Genomic DNA, 21,314 nt, shown 5'->3' with positions numbered 1-21,314 from the left:
TTTGTGTTCACAATATAGCTTTAGCACAAATTTATAAATTCATTTTAGTAAACTTGTTATTATTTTGAGCAATAAGAGTAGAAAACGGTTAGCTATGATTTTAGAGGTATCGCAATGGCGGTTTGATCCCAGGCAAGATACATGATAGTAAAATTATTTGCTTCTTCAAAGTAAATAGAAAATTGTTCTACAACATTTAACAATCTATGTACTGGAACTTCTATAGTTAATACATCATATTCGGGATCTCTTGCTGGTGTACCATCTATCAAACTTACGCCCCAATCATATTGATACCCGTTAAATATAACTTTCCATGAATCTTGATTTGGTACGGTCCATAAACTATAAGTTCCTTCTTTTAGAATGCTGCCATCAACAAGAATGTCGTTATCTGTTGTAAAGGTTGTAGCTTCATTAGCTCCAGTTCGCCATACTTCTCCAAAAGGAACTAAGTCACCAAAAATTACTCTCCCTTTTTTCGAAGGTCTATTATAGAATACCTCGAAATTTGCCTTTTTACTACTATGTTCTACAATCTGTTCGGGACTATGTTTTTTTGTGCTAGATCTTAAAAAGGATCTCCCAACTAAACCAACAATTACAATTGCTACTACAGCAATTAGCAATCGCTTTAAAAGTTTTGACATACTATAAATTTTGGTAGTTAAAGATAATCTATTTTAAATTTGAATATACATATATTTATGTATTTTTGGGCTCTTACTACTCATTTATGGTCGAAAAATCCTATAAAAAATTTACTTCAGATATTACTTTTACAGATGATACTTATGTAATAATAGGTTCTGGTATCGGAGGCCTTAGTACTGCAGTTTTTTTAGCAAAATCAGGAAAAAAAGTGGTGGTATTAGAACAGCATTATACACCTGGAGGGTTTACTCATACTTTTAAAAGGCGTAAGGGATTGGTATGGGATGTAGGAGTACATTATGTGGGAAATATGGAAGAAGATTCTGGACTTCGTAGGATTTTCAATTATTTGTCTGATAATAAGTTAAAGTGGGATCCGATGGGAGATCCTTATGATGTAGCGTATATAGGAGATCGTAAGTTTGAGTTCGTTGGAGGGAAAGAAAATTTCAGGCAAAAGTTTTATGAATACTTTCCTGATGATACATTGGCAATTGATAAATACCTTGAGTTACTTCAAAAATCAACAAAAAAGAACTTGATGTATTTTGCACAAAAAGCTTTTCCAGGATTACTAAGTATTACGTTAGGACCTATATTTAGAAGAATGCAAAGATCACTTTCTGAAAGAACAACCTATGAGGTGCTAAGTAGTATTACTGATAATCAGGAACTCATAGCAGTTTTATGTGCTCAATGCGGAAACTATGGTTTATCTCCAAAAGAAAGTAGCTTTGCATCCCATTGCATTGTGATTAATCATTTTATGGAAGGAGGTCATTATCCAAGAGGAGGTGCAAATCGTATCCATGAAACTATTATTGATAATCTGGAATCACTGGGAGTTCAGGTATTTATTAAAGCGAAAGTAGATAAAATCATTACTTCTAAAAGATCTGTAAAAGGCATAGTAATTAATGGTAAAGAACATGCTTGTAAAAGGGTAATTAGTAACGCAGGAGCTCATAATACATTTCAACATTTATTAGCTCCAAAAACTATAAGAAAGAAACACATAGCGTTAAAAGAAATTAAACCTTCTACCTGTCACCTATGTTTATATATTGGATTAAACAAAAGTGATGCAGCATTAAAATTGCCAAAGTATAATATATGGTGGTATGCAGATAAGGATACGGATCGAATTTTAAATGATAAGAACAATTTATCAAAAGACCAGTTGTCATTTGCATATATCTCATTTCCATCAGCAAAAGATAGTCTTTGGTCTTCAGAACATCCCGATACTGCAACTATACAGTTAATAGGTAGAGCCTGGTATGAGGATTTTAGTAAATTCGAAAATGAACCTTGGTTAAATAGAGGAGAAACATATAATCAGATCAAAGATAATTTTAAAAATAAAGGATTGTCTTTATTAAAAGAGCTGTATCCTCATTTAGAAGATCATATTATTCATGCAGAGGTCTCTACACCTGTTTCTACTCGTAAATTTAGTAATTACAGTAAGGGTGAAATATACGGCGTTACTCATGCACCTGATCGATATAAATCTAGAGCATTACGACCAAGAACACATATAAAAGGCTTGTATCTTACGGGTCAGGATATCACATTGGTTGGAGTTGGCGGAGCCATGGCAAGCGGAATATTAACTGCAGCTACAATCATCAAATGGAATATGAGTAAACAATTTAAAGAAATTTCGGCTAAATATTAAGCTTTTCTATATATGATGCATTACCCTTGTAAAATTCATAATATTGACAGCACAAGCATTTCTCTGAGTAATCAATGCATCCAAAATAGATTTTGGTAATTGTTTGGTTTCGAGAAAATCATCTATATGATTAATAATGGCTTTTGTGCAATCTACATTGTTTTTAATTAAGTGAATTACATTTTCAATTTCTTTAGAATTTGGGCTGCTATTTAAGTTGGCTGTATCGGACATTTTTTAAGACATATTAATTATTAAATTTATTATTTTAGAAATAGTAGGTATTTATTAAAAATGCTTACTTTGTTGGTCGTTAATTTTTTATTAATATTTTGATATTCAGCACCTTCTGTTTTTTTAGGTATTTTTTATGTTTAATTTTGCAACAGCTGAGTATTGAACCTCGTCTTTAGTAAAGAATAGTAATTAGAACAGTTTTAAAGAAGTAATCACTAACCAAAATACGTATAAGTTTGTTACAGAGCGAGCTAATAGAACAATGTAGGTCTAATGATCGTAAAGCACAGATGAAGCTTTATAATAAGTACTGTGATGGTATGTATTATGTGGCTTTAAGATTCCTTAAAGATCCTTTTGAGGCAGAAGAAGCTATGCAAGAATCTTTTATCAAAGCTTTTATGAAACTCCACCAATTTACAGGGGATGTGACCTTTGGAGCCTGGCTTAAGCGTATAGTGATTAACAAGAGTATTGATATGCTCAAAGCAAAAAAAATGAACATGGTTGCTATTAATGAACAGGTGATGGGTACAGTAGAAGAGCAGAATGATTGGTCTGTTTCTGATTCTACTACAGTTGATGAAGTAAAGGCTGCAATAGAAAGATTGCCAGAAAAATATAAATATGCTGTAATGTTATTCTTGATTGAAGGATATGATCATAAAGAAATCAGCGAAATATTAGATATCACTCCAGTGGCATCAAGAACTTTAGTACATAGAGGAAAAAAACAGCTTCAGGATCAATTAAAACATTTAAGAGATGGGACAGGATATTAGAGAGTTATTAAAACAGGATAACAGGATTCCTACGGAACATTTAAGAAAAGGACATGAACAACGTTTTATGTCTAGATTAGAAGAAGAACTGCCTGCTAAAGCCAGAAAATTTAATTATGGATGGCTTAGAGTAGCGGCAAGTGTTGTTGTAATTCTTTCGGTCTCTATGTTTGCTTTTAATGAATTTGGAAGCAATAGTATCGATGGACCTCAGATGGTGAATGTAGATACACCTTTAGTAAAAGATGCTAAGGTAGTGTTAACAAAGCAAACATCACCACTTGCGGAAATATCTCCAGAGTACGAAAAAGCAGAAAACTATTTACTTACCAGTATAAAGTTTGAATTATCTCAGATTACCGTTGACGATACAAATAGAGAATTGGTAGAAAGTTTTATGAAAAGACTTGAAAATTTAGATAAAGAATACCAAGATCTTAATAAAGAATTAATTGAAGTCGGTCCAAACCTACAAAGTGTAGAGGCAATGATGGAGAATTTAACATTGAGACTTGCACTCCTAAACAGACTAAAAGACAAACTAAAAGAATTAGAAAAAATTGAAAATGAAAATTACACTGATATACAAGCTTAATTTTATTACTCTAAGTGTAGTATGTTTTGCAGGGTTATTTGCCCAAGATAAACAACATAAACTTAGTGAGAAGTTTGTCGTAAATAATGATGTTATAATTAATTTAAATACCAGCCATACTCAGGTTGTATTTGAGACTTGGAATAAAAACTCGGTTGAGATAGAAGCTTATATAGAAGGAGAGAATATTACCGAAGAAAATAAAGAACGCTTATTACATAATTGGCGAATCGAAGCAATTGGTAACAGTCGTGAGATTACTTTAAATTCTATTACTGGAAATTTTTGGAGAGGAAACATATCAGCTACATCTAATAGGAACCTTCCAGAATCTCAGATGTTAGGATTAATGATTACCGATATGTTGGGGCCTATTTTAAAAAATATCGAAAACAATCCCATGCCTAGTGCACTTTCTGAAAACTTGGCTAGTATGAATTTTGATACAAACAAGTATAAAGAAAATGAGGAAAAGTACATCCAGCAGTGGGGAGATCAAATAAAAGAAAAGTTTGGAGATAACTATGAAAATGTAGTAAAAAACTGGACGAATGAATTGAGTAAAAATGCAAATAAAATACAATCTCAGGTAGCGATTACTCCTCAAAATTGGGAAGGAGAAGAATTTGCAAAAAGAATGCAAGCTTGGGCCTCTCAATTCTCTGGAGATATAGAAATAACGCAAAGAAACGGTGCTAACGTTATGGTCTATAGTTATAGTAGTAATTCATCAGTTAATTCGGGAAAAATAGATAGAATTGTAAAGGTGAAAATGCCTAAAGCTGCATTACTTAAACTTAATATTCGCCATGGTGATATTAAACTTGCTGAGAAAACTACCAATATGATAGCTTCTTTATCGCATACAAGCTTAGATGCTAATATTATAGAAGGTGATCGTACCTTCGTGAGAGTTTCTTATTCTCCTGTGTCTATTAAACAATGGAATAGTGGTAGATTGGCTGTAAATTATGTGAAAAATTGTAGAATTCAGAATGCTAAGAATCTAAGAGTAAATGCAGATTCGAGCAATATTTTTATTCAGGAATTAGAAGAAAATGGAGCTATATCTGGTAGTTTTGGAGCGATTACTATTGCTAATCTTTCAGAATCATTTGATACCTTAGACCTCGCTGTTGAGAATAGTGATTTTAAATTAAATCTGCCTAAAAATGCTTTTAATATATCCTATAGCGGAGTACAGAGCAGAATCTCTTTACCAAAAACAATAGAAGCAAAAGCAAGAAAAAACTTTGGAAATGTATTTGTTAATGGGTTTCATAAAACTCGTAATACAGATAAAGTGATCACCATCAATGCAAAATATAGCGATATCATATTACAATAAATTTTTTATAATAGTGTGTTAATTGTAGAAAGTCCTGCTAATCAATATGGTAGGACTTTTTTTACAACCGTTTTTATGTCTTTTTTGTAAATATAAGATTACATTTTTTAATTGAAACAACCCTTGTTTGTGTATTTCATCTGGAATAAGAAAAATTAAGCTAAAAATTACATAGACCCTTTTAGACAATCTGTTTTTGTAGTAAATTTAAAGTGGGAAAATACAAATCATATTAATGTAATTTTAGTAGCTTATGAAAAAATTATTACTAATTTTTTCTTTATTCTGTGCTACAGTTTTGTTTGGGAATAATTGGTCAGATGAAGATCTTATCGTTAGCCGTAACGGAGATATTATAACTGTAGTGGATTTTAAAGATGGGGACAAAGTAAAATTGTTTGAGTTAAGAACAGGTAAAATTATTACCTACAAAACCAAAAGAGGAATCTTCGATCTAAGCCAACTTCCAATTGGTAAATACCTTTTAATCGATAAAAAAGGACGAAAAGTTGTTGTCGAGAAGAAATTCGTTGACGAAGAACATTACGTTAAATAAAAATAGTTCAAAAGAACTAAGGAATGATTTATAAATTACACGGGTTAATGTTAATTTAATTATCATTTTACACGTATTGTTAACATTATTGTTAGGAAATCAGAACTATTAGACTTTTCTTTTTTGAGGTATTCACCTAGATAATGTGCTTTTCATCTATGTTTTTAATAAAAAACAAACCTAAAACACTGACAAACAGTGTCTTGATGTGGTAAAGTGTGGAAAAGTGACATTTTTGTGTCATTGGTCGAAAATCAAAATCATTTGATCTAAAAGTTGCCTATTTTCTTCGTCTAACGATAATTTAACAATATTATTGTAAGGTAATCACGTAATAATATTACAATTTAAAAATCCAGACAATGAGAACTTTAGCATTTATTTTCGGTTTACTTTTCTTCGTAAATCTTAATGCTCGTAATAATGATGACAACTTGCAGATTGCAAGAGAAGGTCTTGTTGTTGTTGTGGTTGATTTTAAAGATGGAGACAAAATTAAGTTGTTTGAAGTAGAAACAGGTGATCATATATTGTCTAAAACAAGAGGGCAAATAGATCTTAGTCAATTACCATCAGGTAAATATTTGTTAGAAAATAATGAAGGTCAGTCTGTGGTTATAGAAAAAACAGATATCGATATCATAATAGATGAAGCATTAGGAACTGATTATATAGTAGAAAGAGATAGTGATGCAATGCCAGTTAACGATATGAGCGTTGAGGAAGAGTTAGAAAATTACTATTCTAAATCTGAATTAAATCCTTTAGACATTTTAAGAGAAGGAGATCTTGTTACTGTATTAAATTTTGAAGAAGGAGATAAGATTAAATTATTTGAAGTAGTTGATAAAGTTCACGTATTATCTAAAACAACTGAAACGGTTGATTTAGCACAACTACCTGCAGGTAAGTATATTTTAGAAAACAACTATGGACAGTCTGTTGTGATTGAGATGTTTGAAGATGTGCAAGATGGTACTATAGTAGCTTATAACTAGAAAAATTAAAATTTATTTATTTATAAATAAGTAGAATTTGGGGGAAAGACCTATCAGAAATGATAGGTCTTTATTATTTAAAATAAACTAAGGTGATTATTTGTCTAAATTTTTGGTCATTGTAAAACCGGTAAATAATCCTGCACCAGCCATTAAAAAGATAGTACCTGGAAAAGCAATTTCTTCTTCTATTCCTAAGGAGTAATGAAGAATACCAGCAATAAAAATACCTAATCCAATACCCATAAGTAATAAGGAGAAATTAAGAATAAATACTTTCCATACTGGAGTAACTCTTTTTTCTTTACTACTGTAAAAAATTGAGGCATCTGCTCCTTTATCAATAAGGGCCATTCTTTCTTTATTCCTTGCAGTAACAAATAAATAAAAAATACCAAAAATACATGCAAATATGGATAGTGGTATTAGTGCGTCGATCAAACTCATAATGTTAAATTTAAAGATTAAACTGTTCGTTTTTTAACTATGACGTTTACTATTCCTATCTGGTTACAAAAATATCAAGAAAAATATATTTTGTATCTTTTTAGTAATATGGTGTAACCTGTGATCAGAATGTATCGTCTTATGAATAAATGAACCATCAATCAGATCAATATTATATAGAGCAAGTGCTTGGAGGAGATACTAATGCGTTTTCGTTCTTAGTAGAACGTTATCAGAATCTGGTATATACTGTAGTGTATAGAATGATTAGAAATAATGAAGAAGCCGAAGAAGTAGCGCAGGATGCATTTATAAAAGCGTATAAATCATTATCAAATTATAGAGGAGAAGCTAAATTTTCGACTTGGTTATATACGATTGCATATAGGAAGAGTTTGGATGCTATTAAAGCAAAAAAACGATTTACTTCTACAGAGTTGATAGAGGAGATAAGCGAAGGTGAGGCAGGATTGGTTAACGATGCATTAAGTTATTTGCAAGATAAAGAAAGAAAGCAAATAATATCTGATAGTATACTTACGCTCCCTGAAGTGGAAGCAGCAATTATAACATTGTATTATTATGATGAGAAAAGTGTAAAAGAAATTAAGGAAATCGTAGGATTAACAGAAGATAATATAAAAATAAAGTTATATCGAAGTAGAAAAAAACTATATTCGATATTGAAGCATCATATTTCACCAGAAATAAATACTAAAAATGGACAAGCAATATAATGATATAAAGAACTTGGTTAAAGAAGCTGGTGTAGAACATCCATCTAATGATTTTTTACATAACGTAATGAACGAGGTAAAAATCACTTCAACAAAAGCATCTACCTTATATACACCTTTGATATCTAAAAAAAGTTGGATGATGATTAGCGTTTTTTCTATTGGTCTATTAGCTTTCGGTTTATTTCTATCCGAAGGTACTTCGATTATGGATAGATTAGAACTTTCTTTTCTTGCTGAAAAAGGCTTTAAGAACCCTCTTGCTGGTTTTAAGTTCCATACCACTACGATCTATGGAATTATATTTATGACTGTATTGTTTGTTGTTCAGATTACAATAATTAAAAGGAGAATTGATAGAAGGTTTGCTTTGTGAATTGAAGAATTTATACTACTAAAATCATAAAATATTTTTTAAACTTCAATACATTCTCTATTTTACATACTTGTTTGTTATAATTAGTTTATGAAACAAAGAGTATGTATTATTGGAGCAGGACCAAGTGGTATTACTGCACTTAAAAATTTAAAAGATAAGAACCTGGATGTTGTTGCGTATGATCGTAATAATGAAGTAGGAGGGAATTGGATTTTTTCTGAAGACATAAGTCATTCTAGCGTATTTGAAACAACTCATATCATAAGTTCCAAAACATTATCTCAATACGAAGATTATACTTTTGATGATTTTGATCCTTCTGTAGCAGATTATCCATCTCATGATGAATTAAGAAGGTATTTTCAGGCGTATGCAAAGCAATTTGATCTGTATCCTTATATAGAGTTTGAAACAATTGTAAAACATTGTAAACGGATTAGTGATAAAGAATGGAATGTTATAATTGTACAAAACGGAAAAGAAAGATCCGAGTCGTTTACCGATTTAGTAGTTTGTAACGGACATCATTCAGTTCCTAGGATTCCAGAGTATCCTGGTAGCTTTAAAGGAGAATTTATGCACTCGCATACTTATAAAAAAGCTGCTCCTTTTAAAAACAAAAGAGTTTTGGTGATTGGTGGTGGTAATTCTGCCTGTGACGTTGCCGTAGAAACCAGCAGAGTAAGTAAAAGAACAGCTATTAGTTGGCGTAGAGGATACAGAATCATACCTAAGTTCTTTTTTGGGTTGCCTTCGGATATAGTAGGAGCTAGATCATCTTGGCTTCCTGTAAAAATCAGAAGCTGGTTTAATGATAGGTTGCTTAATATACTATTGGGTAAAAATAAATTGTATGGCTTGCAAGAGGTTAAAACAAAGTTTGGCGAAACACACCCAACTATTAATGATGAATTGCTGTATAAAGTAAGGCATGGAAAAGTCCATCCTAAGGTAGATATAGAAAAACTCGATCAAGATACAGTTCATTTTAAAGATGGAACTCAAGAAGATTTTGATGTGATTATTGCCTGTACTGGGTACGTGTTAAAGCATTCGTTTTTTGATACATCTTTGATTGATTATAGTACAGGTGCAGTTCCATTATACCTAAAGATGTTTCATAAAGAATATCATAATTTATTTTTTGTGGGAATGTTTCAGCCTTTAGGTTGTATCTGGCCAGGATCAGAATTGCAAAGTAAGGTATTGGCTAATTATTTAACAGGAACATGGAACATGCCAGTAAATATCAAGAAACTCTGCGAAAGAGAAGTTACGCATCCGCATTATAAACAGATTGATACTCCAAGACATACAATAACTGTAGATTATCATAAATTTAGAAAGTCTTTATTAAAACAGCTGCCTAAGAACTGGATTTCTAAAGAACCAAAAATTACTTCAAAAAGTGCTTAATGACTATTCACCGCTTTTCTCAATTTATTGAGAGTATTTCTCAAGATTTTATTCCAGTAATAGATACGGGTTTTTTAAAAGAAGAATATGTTGCTATTGATTTATCAATACATAATAATAAGCTAAATGCAATAGATGTATCATCATCTAATGAGTTTGAGGATTATATAGAGGCATATTTGATTTCGAAAAGAGCTAAGGTCGCCTATGGAGGTTATAATGAAACACGCGCAATTTATAATAGAAGCGTACATTTTAATCAACAAGATCCAGAAACCGAACGTAATATACATTTGGGGTTGGATGTTTGGTGTGATGCTGAGACTAAGGTGCTTGCTCCTTTAACAGGAAAAGTTCATAGTTTTCAGAATAATGATAATTTCGGGGATTATGGACCAACTATTATTTTGGAACACATAATTAAAGATGTTACTTTTTATACGCTATATGGACATTTAAGTAAAGAGTCTATATCTACTATAGAAATAGGGCAACGTTTTGTCGAAGGTGATGTATTAGCAGTTTTAGGAGATGCAACCGTAAATGGCGACTATGCACCACATTTACATTTTCAGATTATAAAAGATATGCAAGGAAGTATGGGGGATTATCCTGGCGTATCTAATAAAAGAGATCTTGATTTTTTTCTTCAGAACTGCCCAGATCCCAATCTCTTATTGAAAATTTGATATAATTACGACAGTTTACTTATTGAATAGGAATGAATTAGCATAATCAATAAAGTAATTTCATCCTTTCATATAGGATGAATGCTATTCCTATTTTAATAAAAAAGAACTTTAAAACGGGTAATGTGTGTTTTTTGACGGTTAAAATAAATACTTAATCTGATTTTTAATGCACTTACATTTTATAAATACCTGAAAATCAATTATTTAATGTTTATTTTAACATATTTTTGGTAGTTTAACGAAAATACGGACTGTTTCGTCTAAAAGTCTGATTACTAGTTGGTGGGGTAAGTATTTAGCATTATACTTGTAAGGTAAAACAGTAATACTTTAACTTCTAAGCCCCCAAAATTATGAAAGTTACAGCCTTAATATTCAGTTTATTATTATCTATTTCAATCTTTGCTAACACGGATAGTGAACTTGCAGTTTACCAAGATGGTTTAACTGTCGAGGTGGTGGATTTTGAAGATGGAGATAAGTTAAAATTATTCGAACTTGAAACTGGAGATCATATTTTATCAAAATCTTATTCACGTATAGATCTTAGTCAATTACCTGTTGGATCATATTTATTAGAAAATAGCGCAGGAAAGTCTATCATTATTGATCGTTTAGAAGAAGAACTTATGATTGATGGAGCTGTAGTTATGCAGGATGAAGAGTTTGCTCTTGATGGGGATGCAGAAATTGCTTTAGAGGAGAATGAAGAAATAAATGCAGAAGAAGAGTCTATTGAAAGTTATGTAGGTTCACAGAAAAACCAATTAGCTATTCAGAGAGAAGGTAGTGTTATTGTAGTATTGGATTTTGAAGAAGGAGATAAATTAAAATTATTCGAAGTTAAAGATACAATCCACGTATTATCTAAAACTACAAATGTTATAGATTTAAGTCAATTACCAGTAGGTGTATATCTTTTAGAAAATAGTAAAGGAGATTCTGTAATTGTTGAAAAGTTTACTGAAGCTCAAAACAGCGTTACAGATCTATAATAGATAGATATTAAGGGGAAAATTAGTTAAAAAAAAGTAAAGCGGATTCATTTTGAATCCGCTTTACTTTTTTTGGTAAAATACAAAACGTTATTCATAAAAAATTTCCTTCAGAATATATTCCCATTGCCTTCACCATGAATAAAATACGACAGTAAGTTGTTTCTGATTGTCGATTTTCTTGGATAACTCTTTGCAAAGATCTTCATCGTTAATTCATGTCGAAGAATTAATTAATGAGTAATTATTACTTATATCCTTATAATACTCAATTGTTAAATGTTCTATCAGTGGGTTTAAGAATTAATTAAAGACGAATTGTTTTGTCGAATTTGATTGCCTTCCTCGATTAATCTTACAACCCAAGATTTTAAAAAAAATAGTTACGAACTCTGTGTTTTAGTAGCTATTAGCGCTAATATTTGATGATTTCTGTGACAGTGCTGTTATCAGAATAGATATATAGAAATGATGAGTAAAATAGATGTTTTATTCACAATAGGTGCTATTGGAATATATAAAAATAATACATAGAATTGTGATGTATTGTAATTTTATGTATATTTGTCCTATGTATTCAAAAGAACTACTTAAAGGAACCTTGTCAGTTATCATTCTGAATCTTTTATCAGAAAATGGGAGGATGTATGGTTATGAGATTTTTCAGCAGGTAAAAGAGCGATCAGATGGAAAAATCTTATTAAAAGATGGATCACTATATCCTGCTTTACAAAAAATGAAGAAGGATGGCTTGTTGACTTGTGAAGAAGAGTATATAGGTAAAAGAATTAGAAAGTATTATCTACTTACTACAGAAGGTAAGAAGGAGAAGGTCTTGTGTATAGAAGAGCTTAAAGATTTTATGTTAACTCTTAATAAAGTTATTTTTCCGAAGTTAGATATTATATGAAGTTAAGTGCAGAACAGGAAGAGAAGATCAAGGTCTTTGTAGATAAACAGGGATTAAAGTTACCAGCGTTGCGAGATGATATAATAGATCATTTATGTTGTGTTGTCGAGAGCGAGTTAAAAGCTGGTAAAACATTCGATCAATCATTTCAAGGTGCTATATTAGAATTAGCGCCTAACGGTTTGATCGACATAGAACGTAGAACATTTTTTTTATTAAACTCAAAACGAATTATTATGATGAAAAGATTAATGTATTTTATAGGATTTATTGGTGCGCTAACATTGACCGCAGGGATTACATTTAAAATATTGTGGTATCCTGGAGCGAATAAACTTTTTATAGCTGGCTTTTTATTGCTGTTATTAGTTTTTGTACCTATGTTGGCTTTCGATAGGTATAAAGTTGCAATTGCCAAAACACTTTCTGAAAGATTAAAGATTATTTTGGGCTGCGTTTCTGGTGTTATTGTAGGTTTATCTGGATTGTTTAAAATGATGCATTGGATGGGAGCTGAGGTATTGTTATTGGCAGGAGCTTTTATCTTTGCAATAGGGTATTTACCATTTTTATTCTTTACAATGTACAAGCGTTCCGTTGTCTAACACGATAATCTAAAATAATATAAAAGAACCCTGAAGTATTTAGCTTCAGGGTTCTTTTTATTTTAAAACCTTTGTAAGATCTATTCACTTACAAGTACCCATTCTCCTTTTTCAATTAGAGGGATGGCTTGTTTGTATTTAACCGTCTTATTTTCTCCACTCATTACATGTTTGATAGTGACTTTGTCATTACGACCAATTTTAGGTTGCTCGCGAACTATCGTTTCTGTTACTTGCGGACGTTGTTGCGTTTGTCCTGCGGCTCTGTTTTGAGCAGCACGTTCGTCCATATTAGGAATTTCTTCTTTAGAAGTTTCTAGTTTTTCTTTTCGACGTACTTGGCGTGCCTCAGAGATGTCCTGAGTATTACCAGTTGGCAATTCTCCTTTGAATAAGAAAGAAATAACATCTTTATTAACTTCTTCAATCATTGCTTTAAATAATTCAAAAGCTTCAAATTTATAGATTAATAAAGGATCTTTTTGCTCATGAACCGCTAGCTGTACACTTTGTTTTAACTCATCCATTTTTCGTAGATGTGTTTTCCATGCATCATCAATAATGGCTAGTGTAATATTTTTCTCGAAATCTGTTATTAATTGCTTTCCTTCTGTTTCATATGCTTTTTGCAGATTGGTTGCAACATTTAAACTTTTTACGCCATCAGTAAAAGGAACCAAAATACGTTCGTATTTACTAGAAGGGTCTTCATATACCTGCTTAATCACAGGATATGCAGCTTCCGCATTACGTCTCATCTTGTCCTGATAATGTTCGTAAGCGGCTTTGTAAACTTCTCCTGCTATGGTTAATGTGTCCATTTTCTCGAATTCCTCATTAGAAATAGGACTACTCATCGAGAAATAACGGATTAACTCAAACTCAAAGTTCTTAAAATCTTGTGCGTTTTTGTTTCCTTCGGTAATTACTTCTGCTGTGTCATAAATCATATTTGCAAGATCCACACGAAGACGCTCTCCATATAATGCATGATAACGTCGTTTGTATACTACTTCACGTTGTGCATTCATTACATCATCATACTCTAATAGTCGTTTACGAACACCAAAGTTGTTTTCTTCTACTTTTTTCTGAGCTCTTTCTATAGATTTAGAGATCATAGAATGCTGGATTACCTCACCTTCTTTCAATCCCATTCTATCCATCATTTTAGCGATACGCTCTGATCCAAATAAACGCATTAGGTTATCTTCTAAGGATACATAGAAGTTAGAACTTCCTGGATCTCCCTGACGACCAGCACGACCACGTAACTGTCTATCTACACGACGAGAATCATGACGTTCTGTACCTATAATTGCTAAACCACCAGCAGCTTTTACTTCGTCGGATAATTTAATATCTGTTCCACGACCTGCCATATTGGTAGCAATAGTCACTACTCCAGGATTACCTGCTTCAGCAACTATGTCAGCTTCTTTTTTATGAAGCTTAGCATTTAGTACATTATGAGGAACTTTACGAATAGTAAGCATTCTACCTAATAATTCTGAAATTTCTACAGAAGTAGTACCAATTAGCACTGGTCTTCCAGCTCGAGACAATTCGGTAACTTCTTCTATTACTGCATTATATTTTTCACGTTTAGTTTTGTATACTAAATCTTCTTTATCTTTTCTGGCAATAGGTCTATTGGTAGGAATCTCTACTACGTCTAATTTATAAATCTCCCATAGCTCTCCTGCTTCTGTAACTGCAGTACCAGTCATACCTGATAATTTTCCGTACATACGGAAATAATTCTGTAGTGTAACTGTAGCAAACGTTTGTGTAGCATCTTCAATTTTTACATTTTCTTTTGCTTCAATTGCCTGATGTAAACCATCGCTATAACGACGACCATCCATAATACGTCCAGTCTGCTCATCAACAATTTTCACTTTATTGTCCATTACTACATACTCTACGTCTTTTTCGAATAAGGAGTACGCTTTTAGTAATTGACGCAGTGTATGTATACGTTCACTTTTTACACTATATTCTCTAAATAAATCTTCTTTCTTTTCGGCTTCTTGTTCTTTAGATAATCCTAAGTCTTCAATTTTAGCAATTTCCATCCCAATTTGCGGAAGAACAAAGAAATCTGGATCATCTTTACCCGAAAGGTAATCAACACCTTTATCCGTAAGATCGATTTGGTTATTCTTTTCTTCTATTACATAATAAAGATCTGCATCAATCTTATGCATTTCACGATTGTTGTCCTGCATATAGAAATTCTCTGTCTTCTGAAGTAACATTTTTACTCCTTCTTCACTTAAGAATTTGATTAATGCTTTGTTTTTAGGAATTCCACGATACACTTGCAATAGCTTAAAACCACCTTCTTTAGTATCTCCTTCTTTAATTAATTTTTTAGCTTCGGCAAGAACTGTGGTTAAATATTTTTGCTGTACTCCAACGATATCAGCAATTTTTGGTTTTAACTCGTCAAATTCATGAATATCTCCTTTTGGAATGGGTCCAGAAATAATTAGTGGCGTTCTCGCATCATCAATTAATACAGAATCTACCTCATCAATAATGGCATAATTGTGTGGTCGTTGTACCAGATCTTCTGGAGCATGAGACATATTATCACGCAAGTAATCAAAACCAAACTCATTATTAGTTCCATAGGTAATATCAGCATTATATGCTGCTCTTCGTTCTGCTGAGTTAGGTTTATGATTATCTATACAATCTACGGTTAATCCATGGAATTGAAAGATTGGTGCCATCCATTCGCTATCACGACGTGCAAGATAATCATTCACAGTTACCAAGTGTACACCATTACCAGATAAAGCGTTAAGGTATACTGGTAGTGTTGCTACCAAGGTTTTACCTTCTCCAGTTTGCATTTCTGCTACTTTTCCTTCGTGTAATGCAATACCTCCTATTAATTGTACATCATAATGTACCATGTCCCATTTTACTTCTTTACCTGCAGCATCCCAGCTTGTAGACCAAATTGCCTGATCACCATCCAATGTAATATGATCTCTGGTACCAGAAAGCTCACGATCATACGCTGTAGCTTCTACAGTAATCGTATCGTTTTCTGCAAATCTTTTAGCAGTTTCTTTCACTATAGCAAAAGCTTCTGGTAAGATTGTATTCAATGTTTTTTCTGTTACTTCGTAGGAATCTTTCTTTAATTTGTCAATCTCTCCATAGATTTCCTCTTTTCTATCGATATCTTCGGTAGCATCAGCCTCATCGGTAAGCGAATCTATTTTAGTATTAATTTCAGCACGAGCTTCATTAATAAGATTCTTAAATTCTAATGTCTTAGCTCGAAGCTCATTATCAGAAAGTGCTGCAACACCCTGAGCAGCTTTTTTTATTAACTCAACCTTTGGTTGGATTTCTTTTATATCTTTTTTGGATTTATCTCCAACGAATACTTTTAATACAGAATCTAAAACTCCCATGATTTATGGTTATGTGTTTTTTTTAATGAGATTTTAATTTCAAAAATGAAACTAATTAGCTGAACCTCTTTGAGGTAACTTTTATGATAGACTCCAATTCTTGGAATCTACTGTGATCTCAACGCCTCAACGGCAATATTATACAATACTTTTAAGCTATATAATAGCTTTAAAAGTGGCGTAATTTACGCAAAAAAAAAGCCTCTTGCGAGACTTTTAATACTATTTAAATATTTTTTTAATATTCATCCTCATTCCAAAGATAATCTTCATCTGTAGGATAATCTGGCCATATCTCTTCTATAGAATCATACGAATCTCCTTCATCTTCAATGGATTGTAAATTCTCTACAACCTCTAGCGGTGCTCCCGTACGAATTGCATAGTCAATTAACTCATCTTTGGTTGCTGGCCAAGGTGCATCACTTAAATAAGATGCTAATTCTAAAGTCCAATACATATGCTTACTGGTTTAATTTTTTTGCAAAAATAATTTTTTAGTTTAAAAAGTCAAGTAAAAAATTAATTATTTAAACAATAATTATAAGAACGTGATTTTTTGAGGTCTCCCTTTACTAATTTTTTGGCGATTCCAAGAGATCAAGAATTTTTTTGAGGAATCCATTGTATCTCATCTGCCTGCAAATCATTGGACAACTTTCGTGCCAGTACAAATAGGTAGTCAGATAGTCTGTTTAGGTACTGCAAAGTGGTCTCCTCAAAAGGCTCTAATTCATACAAGGCAGTTGCTAAACGCTCGGCTCTTCTGCATACACAGCGTGCAATGTGACAGAATGACACAGTTTGATGTCCACCAGGTAATACAAAGTGTGTCATTGGCGGTAAGGATTCATTCATACGATCCATTTCGTTTTCTAAAAGTTCGATGTCTTCGATAGAAATAGTAGGGATGTTCAATCGTTTTTGCCCGCTTTTTAAAACTGCTTTTTCTGGATCTGTAGCCAATACTGCCCCAACTGTAAAAAGTTTATCCTGAATATTAATTAAAACCTGCTTACTTAATTCATCAATTTGTTGATCTCTAATCAAACCAATGTGAGAGTTTAACTCGTCCACAGTTCCGTAACTGTCTATACGGATATGGTGTTTAGGAACTCTGGTGCCTCCAAATAAGGCTGTAGTACCTTTATCCCCCGTTTTTGTATAAATCTTCATGTGTGTTTTCTTGATTGTCTATTTTGTGATTCGAAATATCTTTCTTTGCTTTTGTTAGCTGTATACAAATGCTATCAGTATATGCAGTAACCTATAACCATCTAAAGGTTATTTTTTCTTTTTGTTAAAATAATTCTTCCTAAAATCCCTTGTATCCCGATGATAAAGCTTTTTTTTATTTCTCCCAGAATTCCACCTCACAATAAAAAATAATAAGGCGATTCCAATTATTACTAATACAAGTTGGGTTTCTTCAGAAAGTGCATCAAACATGATTTTCTTCTTTTAGGGTAAATGTAATAAATAGTGGTGAGTATTTTAGTACTTAAATAAGACAGTATTGGAGTTAATAAGTAGTAGTTTGTTTGATGTATATTTTTTTACGGTCGACCTATAAACTCATAGGCATATAAACTAACAAACTCAGATACTATTTTAGTACATTTGTATCCCTATGGAATTTTCATCAAAATTATTAGAAAATGCAGTATATGAAATGTCGCAGTTGCCTGGTATTGGTAAACGAACGGCATTAAGATTAGTGTTACACCTGCTGCGACAACCTGAAACGCAAACCCAGCATTTGGTAAATGCTCTGGGAACCTTGCGTAAGGATGTTAAATTTTGTAAAAAATGCCACAGTATAAGTGATGTCGATGTATGTGATATCTGTAGTAATCCTAACAGGGTCCAAGATACAATTTGTGTGGTTGAAGATATTAGAGATGTAATGGCAATAGAAAGTACAAGTCAATATCGCGGTTTGTATCATGTTTTAGGAGGGAAAATAAGCCCGATGGATGGAATAGGGCCGCAAGATCTTACAATTAATACGCTTGTAGAAAAAGCAAAATCAGGAACAGTGCAAGAACTGATTTTTGCACTTAGCGCAACCATGGAAGGCGATACAACCAATTTTTATATTTATAAACAATTAGAAGGTGTAGAAATAAAAATAGCTACAATTGCTAGAGGAATTGGTGTAAATGATGAATTAGAGTATGCAGACGAAGTAACCTTAGGTAGAAGTATTGTTAATCGTATTCCTTTTGAAAATGCACTGAGAAGTTCATAATATGTTCCACTTTTAAAAGTCTATCTTCTGAAATTATCTGTAATCATCCTTAATTATAATGTACGTTACTTTTTAGAGCTTTGTATACTAAGTGTGCAAAAGGCTATTGTTGGATTAGATGCTGAGATTATTGTGATTGATAATAATTCTAAAGACAGTAGTTGTGCAATGGTTAAAGAACGATTTCCTGAAGTCACATTGATTGAGAATAAAGAGAATATTGGTTTTGCTAAAGCAAATAATCAAGGAGTCACTTTGGCAAAAGGAGAATATATCTGTATTCTTAATCCAGATACTGTAGTTGGAGAAGATACATTTATCAATATTATTAAAACATCAGAGCAGTTAATTCAAATGGGGATGGTTGGTCCTAGATTGATTGATGGAACTGGTAATTTTTTACCTGAGAGTAAACGCAATGTCCCTTCACCGCTAACATCTTTTAGAAGATTATTTGGTGTTAAACTGGGTAAAGTGAAAAACTATTATGCAGATCATATATCAGAAAAAGGAATAGGAGATATAGATATTTTAGTAGGAGCTTTTATTCTTGTCAAAAAAAGAGATTATCAATCTGTAGAGGGTTTTGATGAGGATTATTTTATGTATGGAGAAGATATTGACCTATCCTATAAAATGAAAAAGAAAGGCTTAGAAAACTATTATATTGGTTCGATTCCTGTAATTCATTATAAAGGAGAGAGCACAGATCGTAATACAGAATATATTAAACGATTTTATGGAGCAATGCGATTGTTTTATCGTAAACACTTTAAAAGTAACTGGGTATTAGATTTTATAGTCTCTATCGGAATCAGAATAACATCGATTATTCAATCTTTTAAAAACCATCATAAAGAAAAACGAGATATAGATCAATATTATCTAGTTTCGGAAAATGAATTATTAAGGCAACAACTTACTGATAAATTACAAAAAAAAGTACCTTTTATTGCTTTAGAATCTATACAGAATTTGGGATATACTAATAACGAACTTATCTTTGACAATGAGTTTATGAGTTTCGGTAACATTATTTATGAAATGGAACGATTAAAAAAACCGAACTTGACCTTTAAAATCAGGCCTGTAGGATGTAACTTTATATTGGGTAGTGATTTTAGTGATGGAAAAGGTGAAGTAATCACTTTTTAGAAAAACTTTAATAGATAAAAATTAATTTAAGAGCATAACTTTTATTAATTTCGCAAAAAATATAACTAATAAATACCTTTGATTAAGAATATGGCAAAATTTGAGCTTAAACTTCCAAAGATGGGTGAGAGTGTTGCAGAGGCAACAATAACAACTTGGTTAAAAGAAGTTGGAGAAACTATCGAAATGGACGATGCAGTATTGGAAATTGCTACAGACAAGGTAGATAGCGAAGTCCCAAGTGAAGTAGAAGGTGTATTGGTTGAAAGACTTTTTGAAGTTGATGATGTAGTAAAGGTAGGTGAGACGATAGCTATTATTGAAACCGAAGGAGAAGGTACTGTAGCTGAACCACAAGAAACGGTAGAAACAACCCCTGCAGCAGCAGAAGTGATCGAAACAGAGATCGCTGCTGTTACTGAAACAGTAACTGCTAAAACCGATTTTTCTGAGAGTTCTAAATTTTATTCTCCATTAGTAAAAAACATTGCTGTCGCAGAAGGAGTTTCTGTAGTAGAATTAGAAAATATATCTGGAACAGGTAAAGATGGTAGAGTAACCAAAAACGATATCCTACGATTTGTAGAAGATCGTAAAGCGGGCAAAACTACTGCTCCTGTTGCTCCAGTAGTATCCGAGGCAAAAGTAGCTTCTACAAAACCAGTTAAGAAAGCTGAAGCGCCTAAAGCAGCTCCAGTAGTTGCTTCTGGAGAGGATGAGATTATAGAAATGACCAGGATGGGTAAATTGATTGCTCATCATATGGTAGAATCTGTACAAACATCCGCTCATGTGCAATCATTTATTGAAGCAGATGTAACCAATATCTGGAACTGGAGAAAAAAGGTAAAAGGAGATTTCATGAAAAGAGAAGGAGAAAATCTAACATTTACTCCAATTTTTATGGAAGCGGTTGCAAAAGCAATAAGAGATTTTCCAATGATTAATATTTCTGTATCGGGAGATACGGTAATCAAAAAGAAAAATATCAATTTGGGTATGGCAGCAGCCTTAGCTGATGGTAATTTAATTGTACCTGTAATTAAAAATGCAGATCAGTTAAATCTTGTTGGGATGACTAAAGCGGTAAATGATTTGGCAAACCGAGCGCGTAACAATGCACTGAAGCCAGATGATATCCAGGGCGGAACTTATACAGTAACTAATGTGGGTACTTTTGGTAGTATCATGGGAACACCTATTATCAATCAACCACAGGTTGCAATTCTGGCGCTAGGAGCGATTCGCAAAGTACCTGCAGTCATTGAAACACCAGATGGAGATTTTATTGGTATCCGTTATAAAATGTTCCTGTCGCACTCTTATGATCATAGAGTGGTGAATGGAGCTTTAGGAGGGCAGTTTGTACAACGTGTAAAAGATTACCTAGAAGCTTTTGATGTAAATAGAGAATTCTAAGATAATTTAAATAAAAATCA

At 32.4% G+C, this 21,314-nt stretch carries 22 protein-coding genes; 16 read left to right on the top strand and 6 right to left on the bottom strand.

The features are described from left to right. Positions 1–92: 92 nt before the first annotated feature. The gene (locus QBK95_RS02345) at positions 93–650 is read right to left on the bottom strand and encodes a DUF2911 domain-containing protein (RefSeq protein ID WP_280930153.1); all 558 of its coding nucleotides are present in this window, start codon (positions 648–650) and stop codon (positions 93–95) included. Between the two features lie 86 nt (positions 651–736). On the opposite strand from QBK95_RS02345, the gene QBK95_RS02340 reads away from it, so the two are divergent. Continuing rightward, on the top strand, positions 737–2,335 hold the full coding sequence (locus QBK95_RS02340) for a phytoene desaturase family protein (RefSeq protein ID WP_280930151.1): 1,599 nt from the start codon (positions 737–739) through the stop codon (positions 2,333–2,335). A 6-nt stretch (positions 2,336–2,341) separates the two neighbouring features. On the opposite strand, the gene QBK95_RS02335 is transcribed toward QBK95_RS02340, so the two are convergent. Then, on the bottom strand, positions 2,342–2,569 hold the full coding sequence (locus tag QBK95_RS02335) for a hypothetical protein (protein WP_280930149.1): 228 nt from the start codon (positions 2,567–2,569) through the stop codon (positions 2,342–2,344). Positions 2,570–2,862: 293 nt separating this feature from the next. Here QBK95_RS02335 and QBK95_RS02330 point away from each other — a divergent pair, with 293 nt between their 5' ends. From QBK95_RS02330 to QBK95_RS02310, 5 genes are all read left to right on the top strand, one after another. Next, a complete protein-coding gene (locus tag QBK95_RS02330) occupies positions 2,863–3,354 on the top strand; it encodes an RNA polymerase sigma factor (protein WP_445012618.1) in 492 nt (163 codons plus the stop codon). Beyond that, positions 3,338–3,949, top strand: coding sequence for a hypothetical protein (locus QBK95_RS02325; RefSeq protein ID WP_280930145.1), 612 nt, complete (start codon positions 3,338–3,340; stop codon positions 3,947–3,949). The genes QBK95_RS02330 and QBK95_RS02325 overlap by 17 nt, the downstream gene beginning before the upstream one ends. Then, the gene (locus QBK95_RS02320) at positions 3,921–5,297 is read left to right on the top strand and encodes a hypothetical protein (RefSeq protein WP_280930142.1); all 1,377 of its coding nucleotides are present in this window, start codon (positions 3,921–3,923) and stop codon (positions 5,295–5,297) included. The genes QBK95_RS02325 and QBK95_RS02320 overlap by 29 nt, the downstream gene beginning before the upstream one ends. A 253-nt stretch (positions 5,298–5,550) precedes the next feature. Then, entirely contained in the window at positions 5,551–5,853 is a 303-nt protein-coding gene (locus tag QBK95_RS02315; RefSeq protein WP_280930140.1) for a hypothetical protein, read from the top strand. A gap of 362 nt (positions 5,854–6,215) precedes the next feature. Further along, positions 6,216–6,851: a hypothetical protein gene (locus QBK95_RS02310; protein ID WP_280930139.1), complete on the top strand. Its 636-nt coding sequence runs from the start codon at positions 6,216–6,218 to the stop codon at positions 6,849–6,851. A 96-nt stretch (positions 6,852–6,947) separates the two neighbouring features. On the opposite strand, the gene QBK95_RS02305 is transcribed toward QBK95_RS02310, so the two are convergent. Then, positions 6,948–7,298: a DUF6249 domain-containing protein gene (locus QBK95_RS02305; protein WP_280930137.1), complete on the bottom strand. Its 351-nt coding sequence runs from the start codon at positions 7,296–7,298 to the stop codon at positions 6,948–6,950. Between the two features lie 149 nt (positions 7,299–7,447). Here QBK95_RS02305 and QBK95_RS02300 point away from each other — a divergent pair, with 149 nt between their 5' ends. The 7 genes from QBK95_RS02300 (at position 7,448) to QBK95_RS02270 (ending at position 13,032) form a co-directional block, all read left to right on the top strand. Then, positions 7,448–8,035, top strand: a complete 588-nt coding sequence (locus QBK95_RS02300; protein WP_280930135.1) for an RNA polymerase sigma factor — start codon at positions 7,448–7,450, stop codon at positions 8,033–8,035. Further along, complete coding sequence (locus QBK95_RS02295; protein ID WP_280930132.1) at positions 8,019–8,411, top strand: hypothetical protein; 393 nt, start codon at positions 8,019–8,021, stop codon at positions 8,409–8,411. Before QBK95_RS02300 ends, QBK95_RS02295 begins: the two co-directional genes overlap by 17 nt. Positions 8,412–8,501: 90 nt before the next feature. After that, positions 8,502–9,830 (top strand): flavin-containing monooxygenase, encoded by a 1,329-nt coding sequence (locus tag QBK95_RS02290; RefSeq protein WP_280930130.1) that lies wholly within the window; start codon positions 8,502–8,504, stop codon positions 9,828–9,830. Beyond that, complete coding sequence (locus tag QBK95_RS02285) at positions 9,830–10,519, top strand: peptidoglycan DD-metalloendopeptidase family protein (RefSeq protein WP_280930128.1); 690 nt, start codon at positions 9,830–9,832, stop codon at positions 10,517–10,519. The genes QBK95_RS02290 and QBK95_RS02285 overlap by 1 nt, the downstream gene beginning before the upstream one ends. A 356-nt stretch (positions 10,520–10,875) precedes the next feature. Further along, the gene (locus QBK95_RS02280; RefSeq protein WP_280930127.1) at positions 10,876–11,517 is read left to right on the top strand and encodes a hypothetical protein; all 642 of its coding nucleotides are present in this window, start codon (positions 10,876–10,878) and stop codon (positions 11,515–11,517) included. 571 nt (positions 11,518–12,088) lie between these two features. Beyond that, a complete protein-coding gene (locus tag QBK95_RS02275) occupies positions 12,089–12,427 on the top strand; it encodes a PadR family transcriptional regulator (RefSeq protein WP_280930124.1) in 339 nt (112 codons plus the stop codon). Continuing rightward, entirely contained in the window at positions 12,424–13,032 is a 609-nt protein-coding gene (locus tag QBK95_RS02270) for a hypothetical protein (protein ID WP_280930122.1), read from the top strand. Before QBK95_RS02275 ends, QBK95_RS02270 begins: the two co-directional genes overlap by 4 nt. Before the next feature lie 80 nt (positions 13,033–13,112). On the opposite strand, the gene secA is transcribed toward QBK95_RS02270, so the two are convergent. From secA to QBK95_RS02255, 3 genes are all read right to left on the bottom strand, one after another. After that, the gene (gene secA / locus QBK95_RS02265) at positions 13,113–16,469 is read right to left on the bottom strand and encodes a preprotein translocase subunit SecA (RefSeq protein WP_280930120.1); all 3,357 of its coding nucleotides are present in this window, start codon (positions 16,467–16,469) and stop codon (positions 13,113–13,115) included. Positions 16,470–16,707: 238 nt separating this feature from the next. Continuing rightward, on the bottom strand, positions 16,708–16,929 hold the full coding sequence (locus tag QBK95_RS02260; protein WP_006989959.1) for a DUF2795 domain-containing protein: 222 nt from the start codon (positions 16,927–16,929) through the stop codon (positions 16,708–16,710). A 140-nt stretch (positions 16,930–17,069) separates the two neighbouring features. After that, on the bottom strand, positions 17,070–17,645 hold the full coding sequence (locus QBK95_RS02255) for a cob(I)yrinic acid a,c-diamide adenosyltransferase (RefSeq protein ID WP_280930096.1): 576 nt from the start codon (positions 17,643–17,645) through the stop codon (positions 17,070–17,072). A gap of 454 nt (positions 17,646–18,099) precedes the next feature. Here QBK95_RS02255 and recR point away from each other — a divergent pair, with 454 nt between their 5' ends. From recR to QBK95_RS02240, 3 genes are all read left to right on the top strand, one after another. Continuing rightward, the gene (gene recR / locus QBK95_RS02250) at positions 18,100–18,720 is read left to right on the top strand and encodes a recombination mediator RecR (RefSeq protein WP_280930093.1); all 621 of its coding nucleotides are present in this window, start codon (positions 18,100–18,102) and stop codon (positions 18,718–18,720) included. Positions 18,721–18,747: 27 nt separating this feature from the next. After that, positions 18,748–19,875, top strand: a complete 1,128-nt coding sequence (locus QBK95_RS02245; protein WP_280931068.1) for a glycosyltransferase family 2 protein — start codon at positions 18,748–18,750, stop codon at positions 19,873–19,875. A gap of 90 nt (positions 19,876–19,965) precedes the next feature. Further along, positions 19,966–21,294: a dihydrolipoamide acetyltransferase family protein gene (locus tag QBK95_RS02240; RefSeq protein WP_280930091.1), complete on the top strand. Its 1,329-nt coding sequence runs from the start codon at positions 19,966–19,968 to the stop codon at positions 21,292–21,294. Positions 21,295–21,314 lie beyond the last annotated feature (20 nt).

The sequence above is a fragment of the Aquimarina mycalae genome (assembly GCF_029906345.1).
Lineage (GTDB): Bacteria > Bacteroidota > Bacteroidia > Flavobacteriales > Flavobacteriaceae > Aquimarina.
Note: the sequence above shows the minus strand (reverse complement) of the source record. Positions and strands in the feature narration are given on the sequence as shown.